Origin of the sequence: Hylemonella gracilis, assembly GCF_004328645.1 — a bacterium.
Classification (GTDB): Bacteria; Pseudomonadota; Gammaproteobacteria; order Burkholderiales; family Burkholderiaceae_C; genus Hylemonella; species Hylemonella gracilis_B.
The window spans coordinates 3293690-3306835 of the sequence record NZ_CP031395.1 but is presented as its reverse complement, the minus strand read 5'-3'; the positions used below and the strand labels follow the sequence as shown (position 1 = coordinate 3306835).

13 protein-coding genes and 1 riboswitch are annotated in these 13146 nt (G+C 63.3%); of the genes, 7 read left to right on the top strand and 6 right to left on the bottom strand.

Annotated features, from left to right (window positions below; all coding sequences use genetic code 11):
• The first annotated feature begins 28 nt into the window (after nucleotides 1-28).
• The 4 genes from DW355_RS15415 to DW355_RS15400 all read left to right on the top strand — a co-directional run bounded on the left by DW355_RS15415 (nucleotide 29) and on the right by DW355_RS15400 (nucleotide 4169).
• Nucleotides 29-880 carry an AraC family transcriptional regulator gene (locus tag DW355_RS15415; protein ID WP_242671209.1) on the top strand — a complete coding sequence of 284 codons (852 nt, stop codon included), beginning with the start codon at nucleotides 29-31 and terminating at the stop codon, nucleotides 878-880.
• Between the two features lie 33 nt (nucleotides 881-913).
• Nucleotides 914-1080: riboswitch (yybP-ykoY riboswitch) on the top strand.
• Nucleotides 1081-1094: 14 nt separating this feature from the next.
• A complete protein-coding gene (locus DW355_RS15410; protein ID WP_131281379.1) occupies nucleotides 1095-1679 on the top strand; it encodes a TMEM165/GDT1 family protein in 585 nt (194 codons plus the stop codon).
• Between the two features lie 289 nt (nucleotides 1680-1968).
• Complete coding sequence (locus DW355_RS15405) at nucleotides 1969-3654, top strand: DUF262 domain-containing protein (RefSeq protein ID WP_131281377.1); 1686 nt, start codon at nucleotides 1969-1971, stop codon at nucleotides 3652-3654.
• A gap of 224 nt (nucleotides 3655-3878) precedes the next feature.
• Nucleotides 3879-4169 carry a hypothetical protein gene (locus DW355_RS15400; protein ID WP_131281375.1) on the top strand — a complete coding sequence of 97 codons (291 nt, stop codon included), beginning with the start codon at nucleotides 3879-3881 and terminating at the stop codon, nucleotides 4167-4169.
• A 244-nt stretch (nucleotides 4170-4413) separates the two neighbouring features.
• Here DW355_RS15400 and DW355_RS15395 read toward each other — a convergent pair whose 3' ends face one another.
• From DW355_RS15395 to DW355_RS15370, 6 genes are all read right to left on the bottom strand, one after another.
• A complete protein-coding gene (locus DW355_RS15395; RefSeq protein ID WP_131281374.1) occupies nucleotides 4414-5538 on the bottom strand; it encodes a DNA alkylation repair protein in 1125 nt (374 codons plus the stop codon).
• Between the two features lie 25 nt (nucleotides 5539-5563).
• Nucleotides 5564-6004: a hypothetical protein gene (locus DW355_RS15390; RefSeq protein ID WP_131281373.1), complete on the bottom strand. Its 441-nt coding sequence runs from the start codon at nucleotides 6002-6004 to the stop codon at nucleotides 5564-5566.
• Nucleotides 6005-6011: 7 nt separating this feature from the next.
• Complete coding sequence (locus DW355_RS15385; protein WP_131281372.1) at nucleotides 6012-6374, bottom strand: VOC family protein; 363 nt, start codon at nucleotides 6372-6374, stop codon at nucleotides 6012-6014.
• Nucleotides 6375-6414: 40 nt separating this feature from the next.
• Nucleotides 6415-6810 (bottom strand): DUF1398 domain-containing protein, encoded by a 396-nt coding sequence (locus tag DW355_RS15380; RefSeq protein WP_131281371.1) that lies wholly within the window; start codon nucleotides 6808-6810, stop codon nucleotides 6415-6417.
• Nucleotides 6811-6946: 136 nt separating this feature from the next.
• On the bottom strand, nucleotides 6947-7429 hold the full coding sequence (locus tag DW355_RS15375; protein ID WP_131281369.1) for a MarR family winged helix-turn-helix transcriptional regulator: 483 nt from the start codon (nucleotides 7427-7429) through the stop codon (nucleotides 6947-6949).
• Between the two features lie 97 nt (nucleotides 7430-7526).
• Nucleotides 7527-9845 carry a putative bifunctional diguanylate cyclase/phosphodiesterase gene (locus tag DW355_RS15370; RefSeq protein ID WP_131281367.1) on the bottom strand — a complete coding sequence of 773 codons (2319 nt, stop codon included), beginning with the start codon at nucleotides 9843-9845 and terminating at the stop codon, nucleotides 7527-7529.
• Nucleotides 9846-10022: 177 nt separating this feature from the next.
• On the opposite strand from DW355_RS15370, the gene DW355_RS15365 reads away from it, so the two are divergent.
• The 3 genes from DW355_RS15365 (at nucleotide 10023) to DW355_RS15355 (ending at nucleotide 13128) form a co-directional block, all read left to right on the top strand.
• Complete coding sequence (locus tag DW355_RS15365) at nucleotides 10023-10847, top strand: EAL domain-containing protein (RefSeq protein ID WP_131281365.1); 825 nt, start codon at nucleotides 10023-10025, stop codon at nucleotides 10845-10847.
• Between the two features lie 221 nt (nucleotides 10848-11068).
• Nucleotides 11069-11551 (top strand): NAD(P)H-dependent oxidoreductase subunit E, encoded by a 483-nt coding sequence (locus tag DW355_RS15360; protein ID WP_131281363.1) that lies wholly within the window; start codon nucleotides 11069-11071, stop codon nucleotides 11549-11551.
• A complete protein-coding gene (locus DW355_RS15355) occupies nucleotides 11548-13128 on the top strand; it encodes a formate dehydrogenase beta subunit (RefSeq protein ID WP_131281361.1) in 1581 nt (526 codons plus the stop codon). The genes DW355_RS15360 and DW355_RS15355 overlap by 4 nt, the downstream gene beginning before the upstream one ends.
• The last annotated feature ends 18 nt before the right edge of the window (nucleotides 13129-13146 follow it).

Here is a 13146-nt window from a genome sequence, read left to right as displayed (position 1 = left end):
ATTCACTTTTCGTCCTGGATTGTGTTTTTTGGGTTTTGTTTTTGTGGACCGCCTGACTGACTTTCTTGAGCGCTTCGAGCTGCGTGCCACCTTGCTGCACAACGGCGTGCTGGCGCGCCCCCTGCAAGCCGAGGCCTCGGAAGGCGCTGGCCGGCTGTACCTGCTGCGGCAGGGGGCGGTTGAGCTGGCCGGACCGGGCCGCCGCCACTGTCTTCTGCGCGAACCCACGCTGGTTTTTTATGCCTGTCCCCAGCGCCACACCCTGCGGCCGGTGGGGGAGGCGCGCGCCCACCTGCTCGGTGCCCTGATCGAATTCGGCGCGGGCGATGAAAACCCGCTTCTGCAAGCGCTGGATCAGCCCTTGTGCCTGCCCTTGGCCGACATGCAGGGCGTCGCTTCCTTGATCGATGCCTTGTTCGAGGAGGCTGCCGTCCGTCACTGCGGCCAGGCGGCGGTGCTGGAACGACTGTCCGAGGTGCTGGTCGTGCGCCTGCTGCGCCTGGCCATGGAACGCAAACTGATGGACCGGGGCGTCATGGCCGGGCTTGCTGATCTTCGCCTGGCGCGCGCGCTGACCGCCATCCACGCCGCGCCGCAGTCGGGCTGGACGCTGGAGCGCATGGCCGCGCGGGCGGGCATGTCGCGCTCGCGCTTCGCCGGGCACTTCACCGCGGTGATGGGCATGCCGGCGGCCGAGTACCTCAAGCGCTGGCGCGTGGGTTTGGCCAAGCGTCTCTTGCGCGCGGGCCGGCCGGTCAAGCAGGTTGCGCTGGAGGTGGGGTATGGCAGCTCGGCCAGCTTCGGGCGCGCCTTCGGACAGGTGGAAGGGGCCACGCCCACGGCCTGGTTGCAGGGCGTGCGCGAGTCCGCGGGCGCTTAAGCCCTGGGCCCGGTGATTCCCTTTGTTAGAATACGCCCCGTCATTGGGGAGTAGCCGCTCTTCTCCGCGAAGAGGCTTGCGTCAACACACTTGACCTATCGGTCATGGCGCAAGCAGCCCTTAGCCTGGCAAGACCTTTGACCACGAAGCCTCCGTTTTGGCCGGGGATGCGTCGTGGTCAATCGTCTCTGTACACCGGCCTTGGACATTTCTCATGGAAGCTCTCCTCGTCTCGACCGGCGTTGTCGCCCTCGCCGAAATCGGTGACAAGACCCAACTGCTGGCCTTCATCCTCGCCGCCCGCTTCAAGCGCCCCTGGCCCATCATCGCGGGCATCCTGGTCGCGACTGTGCTCAACCATGCCCTGGCGGGCGCGCTCGGCGCATGGCTCACCAGCCTGACCAGCCCGCAGGTGCTGCGCTGGGTGCTGGGCCTGTCCTTCATCGCCATGGCCGCCTGGACCCTGGTGCCCGACAAGATGGACGACGACGAAGGCGATTCCCTGGCCGCACGTCGGCTGGGTGTTTTTGGCGCCACCTTCGTCGCCTTCTTCCTGGCCGAGATGGGCGACAAGACCCAGATCGCGACCGTGGCCATGGCCGCGCGCTACAGTGATGCTTTCCTGGTCGTGATGGGCACCACCCTGGGCATGATGCTGGCCAACGTGCCCGCCGTGCTGATCGGCGACAAGCTCGCGCACAAACTGCCCATCCGCCTGGTGCATGGCATCGCGGCACTCATCTTCGCGGTGCTGGGTGTGGCGACCTTGATGGGGGCGGGCGCCAGTCTCGGGTTCTGAGACGCCGCTGTGTGGATGAGCCGGGGGCTGGGCCCCTGGTGCGCGGGCAGTCCGGGGCCCCCAGAATGGAAATCAATCGTTGCGGGACGTCTGGCGAAAACGGGGGCACAGGTTGGTAGCGGTTGCGGCTGGTCAGTTAACGCTGCCTGGGGACTGCTCACGGTCAGAAGGGAAATTTCAATCGGAGATGCAGTAGGGGCGCTTGAAAACTGAAGGGTCCGTAGCGATGAAAAATCAAAGCCGGCTATAACGCCACTAAACTGTCCCCCAAGTAACAAAAGGGGTGGACATGAAGATTCAATGCATAGAACGCGACATCCGTCAGGTACTGGAATCGGGAACATACCTGATTCCGCGTTTCCAGCGGCCATTCTCTTGGGAGAAAGAGCACGTCGAGGAGTTCTGGATTGATAGCACAGCCGAGGTCAAGAAGGACTACTTTATCGGGGCCTTCGTCTCATACAACCTTTCCAGTTCTTCCTATGGCCTGGTGGATGGCCAGCAGCGCCTAACTACTATCACCATTGCCTTGTGCGCTATTCGGGATAAGTTCATAGAACTCGGCCACGATGCCCTTGGTAAGGGAGTGCATCGCCTTATTGAAACTCGTGATCTTAACGACCAGACCCAGTTCGTCCTCAAGACAGAAACTTCGTACCCATTCCTGCAGGCCAAGATTCAGAGCTTGGACAAGGAGAGCTCATACATCGAAGCAGGCCAGGAAGAGAAGGCACTTAGTGTGGCTTATCAGACTATCGCCGGCTACATCAAGGAGGGGGTCGATAAAGCGATTGAAAATGTGCATCCATCCAAAGCCAAGGACGCTGGCAAGAAGTGGTTGGAGCAGGCTCGTAACAAGCTCCTAGCGCTCAAAGTTATTTCGATCACGCTGGACAACCAAGATGACGCGTACTTGATCTTCGAGACGCTGAATACCCGTGGCAAAGACCTGACGGCCGCAGACCTAGCGAAGAATCATTTCTTACGACTGCTGCCCGACAAGGGCAAAGCACTGGACAGGCCGAAGGATCATTGGAACGAAATTCAGTCTACGCTTGACGCGGCAGAACGCCCCATCGAGATCAAGACATTCCTGCATCACTACTGGCTCTCGAAGTATCCCTTCACTACGGAGAAGCGGCTTTTCAAAGCGATCAAGGATGAAGTCACTGCCTTGAATGTCAAAGATCTTCTCGACGAGTTGCGATCGGACGCAGTCTTGTACCGAGGCATAACAGAGCCAGGCAACTTGGCGCTCTGGAATAAGGCCACGCGAGACATAGAAGACTCCTTGCTATGTATCTCGGGCATTTTGAATATCCAGATCGCCAACCCTCTACTGCTGACGGTGCTTCGCCTCTACAAAGCAAAGCTCTTGAAGGATGGTCAGGTGCGTGAGCTATTCTCGTTGGTGGAGCGCTACCACTTCATTTTCACGACTATCAGTGCGCAGCCTTCATCTGGCGGCGTTAGCAAGATGTACGCGGCACACGCGCGTGATATAGCCAATGCGTCAGATGCCAATAGCAGGGGAATTTGCATAATGGACTTCAAGAGGAAGATAGTAAGCAAGGTACCTTCTAGAGAGGTCTTTATTTCGAAGTTCAAGCAACTCTCGTATCAGAACCAGCGCCAACGCGAGGTAATTCGCTACACCCTGTGGAGACTCGATCAGAAGAGAAATTCTGCGGTGGACATAGATCGCTCCTCAACGTCTATTGAACACCTAATGCCGCTGTCTGGCGGGTCGGGCAATGTGCACAACATTGGCAATCTGTTAGTTGTGCCAGTGAAGTTCAACGGCGAGGTCTTGGGGGACAAACCATTTGTCCAGAAGAAGGCCTTGCTTATCAAGCATGGCTATGCCTTAGAGCCAGAAATTGCGACGGCCATGGCCTGGACGAACGCGGAAATCGAGCAGCGTACCACCAGACTTGCCGAGTACGCATATGACACGGTCTGGGCAATCAAGTAATCGTGCGGATGTACACATTTCGTTTGTTTCAAAACTGCACGTGGATTTGCGACCGGCGTGGCTGGGACGTTGAATTGCTTGACCTCTGAGGTAGCAAAGCTAACGCTCGAATACTTTTGTTGTCCGTCGGCTATGGGTCGAAAGTGTCTGGCCACTGCATGTCGATTCGGGGGTGGTCGCATTTGTCGAACGTGTCGAGTCGGATTCTCTTGAGATGAAGAAAAGTGAGCAAGACAAAAAAATCGCTTTGCCTCTGGCTGACTCTTACGATCCTTACGCTGCTGCTGTATTGCGTCAAAGACTTGGCCGTCTATCCAAGTAGGGCTCTTCCACTGATTTGGGTATTTTTTTCGTGGAATTTTTTGGCCTATGGCATAGATAAAGGAATGTGGCCAGTGACTTTCATTGAGCTTGACGGGAATGGCAAAGGCAATCGCATAGCCAGAGAGGTGATGCTATGGCTGACGTCTGCCATCTATCTAAGCCTTTTAGGGGTGCTGTTTTTTTCAGAATGAACGCACCAGATTCCGTAAAGTATTCCGTGCCATACGTGGATTGACCGTACCAGCTCATACCCAACGCAAGTAGGTTTTGCGACAGCGTCTAACCGATCTTGATCGAAAAACTGTTCTTGGTCGCCGAACGGCCATATGAGCCTGTGTCCGGTGAATGATTGGTTTCAACGACTGTGGTCGCTCGTGCAGCGAAACCATCCCTCTGATATCTGCCTGAAGCGATCAACCTCCCTCAGACCTCGCTTCAGTCCGTCACCAGACGAAACCGCTCCGTTCCCACAGTCACCCCATTCACCAGCACCTCCACCGTGTGCACGCCCGGGTAGTGCTTGCGCGTGGTGTAGTCCTGCACGGTCTGTTGCTTGTCCAGCGTGAGTGTGGCGCCAGCGTCCAGCGGCAGCGTGCGCCACTTGAAGACCTTGCGGCTGGTCTCGCCGTTTTTCTTGACGTAGTGGATGGCGTAGTCCACCACGAGGTTTTGCGTTTCGCGCGCGGTGGAGCGCAGGGCCAGGCTCAGGTGCAGGCGTTCGCCCAGTTGCAGCGTGGCGGGTTTCACCTTGAAGTGGTCCAGCGCCACTTGCGCGTCGGCGCTCGCGCCGATGAGGCCGAGCGCGCGGGGGTGGCCGGCCTTGATCAGGTTGCGCAGCGCGTGCTTGGCGATCCAGCCTGTCTCGGGCTGGTCCGTGGGCCAGCTTGCCAGCAAGTCCAGCATCCACTCGGGATGATCCTTGGCGATGTCGTTGAGGTGGTTGGCCACCGAGCGGCGCACGTAGTCGCTGGGGTCGGCGCGCAGCCGTTCCAGGATGGGCAGGGCGTGCCGGGGTTCGGCGATGAAGAGCGGCAGGCGCCGCGCCCAGGGCAGGCGCGGGCGCGTGCCTTCGCTGGCGAGGCGGCGCACATGGTCGTTGTCGTCCTCGGCCCAACGCAGGGCATGGGCCAGGGCGGTGGCCGGGTCTTGCGCGAGGAAGGGGCGAACGGCGAATTCCGCGCTGCTGTAGGGCGTGAGTTCGCGCAGCGCGTCCAGCGACAGATCGAAGTGGTCCAGGCCGTGCCGACCCACGAACTCGGGCAGCACCAGGCCAGGCAGGCCGCGCGGTGCGTGCGGCGCCATGCGGCGCAGCAGGGCCAGGGCGCGCGGGACGTCCTCGGGCAGGTGCGCGCGCAGGCCGTCGGCCGCGTGGGCGATGCGCGCCATGATGGACAGGCCGTCCAGGCCGCGCCGTGTGCGGGCCAGGAAGGCCTTGCGGTCGAAAGCCGGGTGCACCTGCACGGCGGCGTCGGCGATCTGCGCCAGCACCTGGGCGTCGAGCAGGTTCTTGAGCAGGGGGGCGGATTCCTGCGCTTCGGGGGGAGCGGTGGGGCGGGGCATGGCGCGCATTGTGCCGGGCTGATGTTCAGCTCTTGGCGGTTGAGACCACTGCCGCGCCCGCGATGATCAGCACCGTGCCCGTCAGCGCCTGGGCCAGCTTCAGATCCTCCCATTCCCTGAAGATCAGCAGCGACAGCGTCAGCGCGACCAGCGCATTGGCGTTGGTCAGTGGCGCCAGCACCGCGAGCGGAATCCGCAGCGTGGAGACGCCGTAGGCCATGGCGCCGATGGCGACGGACCAGCACAGTCCCATGGCCGTGGCGTAAAGCAGGCCGCGCGGCGTGATCTTCCACCCGCCGCCCAGCCAACTTCCCGCCAAGCCCACGGTGAGGACGGCCAAGCCGACGTGGAGCAGGAAGTTGGCCACGCTGGTACCTTCGCGCATGCTGAGTTTCATCAGGACTGTGCCCAGGCCCAGCAAGACGGTGGGCAACACACCACCTAGCAAGAATGCACGGGTCTGCATGTGGACCTCAGGCTGCGTGGCAGACGGCTTCGATATTGTTGCCGTCCGGGTCGATCACAAAAGCTGCGTAGTAGCGCGCGTGGTAGTCGGGCCGCAGGCCCGGGGCGCCATTGTCACTCGCGCCTGCAGCCAGGGCCGCCTGGTAGAACGCTCTCACGGCGGCCGGGTCGGGGGCGGTGAGGGCCAAGTGCATGCTGGACGGTGCCTGTTCCGACTGGCCGATCCAGAACATGGGCACACCCGCGCGGCCGTAGCCCACGCCGCCGGGGTACTCCACCTGGGGAGTGATGCCCAGTGGGGCCAGCGCATGGGTATAGAAGGTTTTGCTGCGTTCGAACTGGGCCGTGCGCAAGCCGATGTGGTCGATCATGATGTTTCCTGGTGCGTGTGAGGTGGGAGGGCGCTGGGGTTCAGTCTGGAAACCGCTCCACGTGCATCTCGCCCTTGCGGCCGTAGTAGGTGACGTGACGGCCCGCGATCCAGACCGTGTAGCTCGCGCAGCCCGCGGCTTGCGAAAGACGCTTGAATTCCGGGTACTTCACGGTGCCGGCTTGCGCGCCGCGGATGGCGGCCACCATGCCCTCGGCGTTGAAAGCAGGGGCCACGGGCACGGCGGGCGGTTCGAAACCGAGTGTGTGCGTTTCATCGTCGGGCAGGTAATAGGTGACGCGGGCGGCGCGGTAATCCACGTGGTAGGCCTCCACCCCGGCAGCCATCAAGCGGTCGACGACCTGGCCGAAGTGGATGCTGCCGGCCTTGGACGCGGCGAAGGTGGATTCGATGGCGGAGAGGGTGGTGGGGTTCATGAGAGGCTCCGGGTTTGCTGTGCGTGAGTTGGTTTCCGTGGATACCAATTATCAATTGTAGTTTCCTTGGAAACTTTTGCAAGTGCAGGACCTGGAGGGCGAAGAAAGGGGGAAGGCGGGGCGTGTGGCCCGGGTCTCAGTCCACCGGAACGGACTCGAGCCCGTGGTGAGCGACCAGGGCGCGCATGCTGTCCACCAGGGCCTGGCGTTCCGCTGCCTTGAGGTGGCCGAAGAAATGCGCCTCGTTGGCGTCGGCCAGGGCGGCCAGCAGCGGGACCAGGCGCCGGCCCTGCGACGTCAGGGTTAACACCTGATCGCGCGCGCTGTCCTCGGCCAGACGGCGTTCGGCCAGGCCCTTGGCCTCCAGCCGGGTCACGATCTTGGAGGCGGCGCCCTTGGTCATGCCCAGGGCCTCGATCAGCGCGGCATGGCGGGTCTCCGTGCGGTCGTGCAGGGTGCGCAGGGCGGTCCACTCACTGACCGATATGCCGTGTGCTGCGAGCAGTTCGGCAAAGCGCGCGGACACGTGGTTGGAGACGAAGCGCAACCAGAAGCCAAGGTGGGCTTCGAGCGGGCTGACGGTTTCGGTGCGCGTGGGTTTTGTTGCTGCTCTGGCCATCGGGTTTCCCTGGAAACCTTGTCAGTATAGAGGCAAGGCCCGGGCCCGGCTACGGTGCCGACCTGGCCGTCGGGTCAACGCATCGGGCTGGGGCCGCTCAGCCCGGTGTCCGCGCGATCGCGGCCATTTCGAAGCTGCGTCGGAATTCCGCCAGTGGCTTGGGGCGTGACACCAGATAACCCTGAACCTCGTCGCAGCCCGCCGCGCGCACGGCCTGCATCTGTTCCGCCGTTTCCACGCCCTCGGCCACCGTGCGCATGCCCAGCGTGGCGGCCAGCTCGGCGATCATGCGCACGATGGCACGGGATTGCTCCCTGGACAGCAGCTCCGTCACGAAGGAGCGATCGATCTTGAGGGTGTCGAACGGGAAGCTGCGCAGATAAGAAAGGGAAGAGTAGCCGGTGCCGAAGTCGTCCAGCGCCAGGCGCACGCCGGTTTGGCGGATGTCGCGCAGCAGGCGCAGGGCCTGTTCGGCGTCTTCCATGAAGACGGATTCGGTGATCTCCAGTTCCAGCCGACCCGGGTCCATGCCCGAGGTGTTCAGTGCGTCGCGCAGCTGGTTCAGAAAATGACCACTCTGCAATTGGGCGGGCGACACATTGACTGCCACGGTCAGTCCGGCCAGTTCCTGGGTGCCCGCGCGGCAGGCTTCGCGCAGCGCCCACTGGCCCATGGCGTCGATCAGGCCGCACTGTTCCGCCACGGCGATGAATTCAAAGGGCCCGATGGGGCCGAGGGTGGGATGGGTCCAGCGCATCAGCGCTTCCGCGCCGGTGATGTGGGAGGAGGCGAGATCCAGCTTGGCCTGCCAGTGCAGCACCAATTCACCCCGCTCCAACGCGGTGCGCAGTCCCTGCTCGATCGCCAGTTGCCGTCGGCTGTGCTCACCCAGCAAGGGCGTGTAGCGCGCCCAGCGTCCGCGGCCCGCGTCCTTGGCCGCGTACATGGCCATGTCGGCCTGCACCAGCAGACCGTCCAGCGACACGGGTTCGTTGTGGCGCGTGGTCAGGCCCACGCTGGCGCCAACGCGCAGGATGCGCGAGCCGATCTCCATCGGTTCGCTCAAGCTGTCCACCACGCGCTGGGCCAGAACCTCCACCATCGCCATGTCGGCCGGGGTCGAGAGCACGACCGCGAATTCGTCACCACCCAGACGCGCCAGCAGCGCGTCCGCGGGCAAGCGCGCGCGCAGGCGCTCGGAGACCGCCTGCAGCACAGCGTCGCCCGCACTGTGGCCGTGGTTGTCGTTCACCGTCTTGAAGCGATCCAGATCGATGGCGAGCAAGGCCAGGGGGTGTTTTTGCACGATGAGCCGGTTCAGCCTGTCGCGCAGCAGGAAGCGGTTGGCCAGACCGGTCAGCGAGTCCGTGTGCGCCAGCCGCCGCAGCGTTTCCTCGTGCAGCACTTTCTCGCTCACGTCGCTGACCACGCCCCGCCAGCCCAGGAAGTTGCCGTTCTCGTCCGACAGCGGCTTGCCGTTCATCAGCAGGTGCACCGTGCCACGTTCATCCTGGATGGACAGGCGCAGGTCGCGGAAGGGCTGACCGGACGCCAACTGGCGGCCGAGCGCGTCGGCGCAGGTGCGGCAGCGTTGCGACAGCAGTTCCAGCAGCGCATCGGGTTCCCGTGCCTTGATGGGCAGACCCAGCAGTTCGCGCAGGCGTTTCGAGGCATGCCGCAATCGTCCGGCCGGATCGGTCTCCCAAAGGGCGTCACCCGCGTTCTGCTCGAAGTCCTGCAGGAGCACAGACAGCATCTGTTCCTGCCGTGCCGATTGCGCCTGCGCGCGCAGCAGCGCGGTGGACTTGTACCAGCTCACCAGCGAGCCAATCACGACGATGGGCGCGTACAGGCTCACCAGCAGGCCCACTTTGGCGGCGGACGCGCTGTCGGCGTTGATCAGCGCCCCGATGGACCCCAGAGAAATGGCCGCCGCCCAGGCCAGGCTGGCGTAGGGGAGGGGGCTGAGCACGAAGCTGCCGGCACCCAGCATGCCGCTGATCAGGGCGACCAGGGGCAACTGCTGGTCGATGGTCGAACCTCCGAACCACAGCAGTGGCAGCGTGCCCCAGGCACTGGCCAGCAACAGGGCATGCAGGGTGGCGCGTCGCACGCTGCGTGGGGAGGCCGTGAGCACCTGCCGCCCCCGCCGTCGCACCCAGTTGAGCATGGCCAAGCCGCAGACCGTGCACAGCGCGGCCATCCAGATCCAGAGGCCGAGGGGGATATCCGGTGCGAACGACCACACCGCCAGAGCGCCACTGCCGAAGTTGGCGAACATCAGCGGTGGTGTCAGTCGGATCACCGAACTCAGGTGCGCGCCGCGCAAACGCGCGGCTTCGGGCCCGTCGCCGTCGTACATGGCGGCGATGTCGGCTCGCAGTTCGCGCAGGGTCGGAGGACCGAATCTGGACATGGGTTTATGCACTGGCGTTGGTTTTTTATAGCACGTCGCCGCCGAGCCGTGCTTGACATTGATCAGGAGTTGCGCCACGCAGCCCCTAAGGGTATACGAACATCGACAGTCCGTCGTGCTTGTGCTGTAGGCGCCCAGTCGGGTATTTGCCCGGCCGGCTACTGTCACAATGACCGCATGCGCAAGGATTCCAGCCACGGTTTCAATCCGACTTTTCCGATTGATTTTGTACCCCTGACCGGCAGCGCGCGCGACTGCGATGACTGTGGCCGGGCGGAGCGGGTGGGCTTCCAGTTCGAATACGCCTTTCAGCCCATCGTGGACGTTCGAGCCCGGACTGTTTTCGCGCACGAGGCGCTGGTGCGGGGGCCGGCGGGCGAGGGCGCGGCCAGCGTGCTGGCCCAGGTCAACGAGCACAACCGTTACCGCTTTGACCAGGCTTGCCGGGTCAAGGCGATCAAGGCGGCGAGCGAGCTGGACATTGCCGAATCCATCTCGGTCAATTTCCTGCCCAATGCCATCTACAAGCCCGAGCTGTGCATCCGCACCACGCTGGAAGCCGCGCGGGTGCACGGATTCCCGGTGGAGCGCATCATTTTCGAGGTGACCGAAGGCGAGCGCGTCGAGGACGGACCCTGGTTCGCCGACATCCTGCGGGAGTACAAGCGCTGCGGCTTCAAGACGGCCATCGACGATTTCGGCGCCGGCTACGCGGGGCTCAAGCTGCTGTCTGACTTCCAGCCCGACCTGATCAAGCTGGACATGGACCTGATTCGGGGCGTCCACCTTGACCGGCCACGTCAGGCCATCGTGCGCAGCATGGTGGCCTTGTGCGAGGACATGGGCATCCAACTCATCGCCGAGGGCATCGAAACTCCGGCTGAACGCGATTTCCTGAGCGATGTCGGCATCTGCCTGATGCAGGGGTATTTGTTTGCTCGCCCGGCTTTTCGTTCCGCTGCCCGGATCGATCCGGCGGTGTTCACGAGCCCGGCATTCTGAACATTGCCGGGGCGGTTTGCCTTGATGGGGCGACCCGTTGAAGCTGTCAAGGCGATTGAAATAGATTCTCATTCGCAAAAATGGCGAAATAGGCCATCGATTCATTCACCGAATGAATCAAAGCATGTCCTAAACAAATTTGCCATTGATCGGATCCGCGATGAAACTGATCGCACCGACCCGTCCATCCCTGTGATGGGGTCAGACCGAGCGAGGCAAGCATGAACAAGACCACGGGCACAGCCCGGAACTATCCCTCCAGCCCCCAGCAGAAAGCGACGGTGCGTGCGGTGCTCGACGCGCGCAGCCAGCAGCCCGGCGCTTTGCTGCCCATCCTGCATGACATTCAGGACCAGCTGGGCTACATCCCCGCCGATGTCGTGGCCGACATCGCCGAAGCCCTCAACGTTTCCCGGGCCGAGGTGCACGGGGTCATCACCTATTACCACCACTTCCGCAGCGAACCCGCCCAGGGCGCCGTGGTTCAGGTGTGCCGGGCCGAGGCCTGCCAGTCCTGTGGTTCCGAAGCACTGTGGGAGCACGCCAGCAAGAGCGCGGCGGGCCACAACGTGACCCTGGAGCCGGTGTACTGCCTGGGCTTGTGCGCCACCGCGCCGGCCGTGCAGATCCGGGACAAGTTCCACGCGCGTGTGACACCCACCAAGTTCGACCGTCTGTTGGCGCAGCTGAAGGAGGCCGCATGAGCACCGCCGTGAAAATTTACGTGCCACGTGATTCCGCGGCCCTGGCCCTGGGCGCGGACGAAACCGCAGCGGCCATTCAGAGCGAAGCGAAGAAGCGCAACATCGCCATCGAGCTGGTGCGCAACAGCTCGCGTGGCCTGTTCTGGCTGGAGCCACTGGTCGAGGTGGCGACCCAGAAAGGTCGCGTGGCCTATGGTCCGGTGCAGGCCGAGGACGTGGCGCGTCTGTTCGACGTGGGCTTTCAGAATGGCGGCGCGCACAAGCTCGGCCTGGGGCTGACCGAGGAGATTGATTACCTCAAGAAGCAGGAGCGCCTGACCTTCGCCCGCATGGGCATCACCGATCCCGTCTCGCTCGAGGATTACCAGGCGCACGAGGGTTATGCGGGTCTGCGCAAGGCGCTCGAGATCAAGCCCACCGACGTGGTGCAGCAGGTACTTGATTCGGGCCTGCGCGGCCGTGGTGGCGCGGCCTTCCCGGCCGGCATCAAGTGGAAGACCGTGGCTGCCGCCCAGGCGGACCAGAAGTACGTGGTCTGCAACGCCGACGAGGGCGACTCGGGCACCTTCTCCGACCGCATGACCATGGAGGGTGATCCCTACATGCTCATCGAAGGCATGACCATCGCCGCCATGGCGACCGGCGCGACGCGCGGCTACATCTACGTGCGCAGCGAGTATCCGCACGCGATCGCCAATCTGAACGAAGCGATCGCCCGCGCCACGAAGGCCGGTTTCCTGGGTGACAGCGTGCTGGGTTCGGGCCGGGCCTTCCATCTGGAAGTGCGCAAGGGCGCGGGCAGCTATGTCTGTGGCGAGGAAACCGCCATGCTGGAGAGCATCGAAGGCAAGCGTGGCATCGTGCGCGCCAAGCCGCCGATCCCGGCCCTGCAGGGCCTGTTCGGCAAGCCGACCGTCATCAACAACGTCATCACTTACGCCTCCGTGCCCATCATTCTGGCGCGGGGCGCGGCCTTTTATGCCAACTACGGCATGGGCCGTTCCAAGGGCACGCTGCCCATCCAGCTTGCCGGCAACATCAAGCATGGCGGCTTGGTGGAAAAAGCCTTCGGCGTGACGCTGCGTGAACTGGTGTTCACCTATGGTGGCGGCACGGCCAGCGGTCGGCCCGTCAAGGCTATCCAGGTTGGTGGGCCGCTGGGTGCCTATGTGCCCGAGCAACACTGGGACCTGCCCATGGACTACGAAGGCTGGACCGCCGTGGGCGCCACGGTCGGCCACGGCGGCATCGTGGTGCACGACGACACCTCCGACATGCGCAAGCTGGCGCGTTACGCCATGGAGTTCTGCGCCATCGAGTCCTGCGGCAAGTGCACGCCCTGTCGCATCGGCTCCACGCGCGGGGTGGAGGTCATTGACCGCCTCGCCGACGCCGACCGCCAGGGCAAGCCCGAGGTCAAGGCCCAGCAGGTCAAGCTGCTGCGCGACCTGTGCGACACCATGGTCAACGGCTCGCTCTGCGCCATGGGCGGCATGACGCCGTTCCCGGTGCTGTCCGCCCTCAACCACTACCCACAGGATTTCGGCTTGTCCAACCCGGACAAGAAAGCCGCCTGAGTCCCGGACCACCGAACC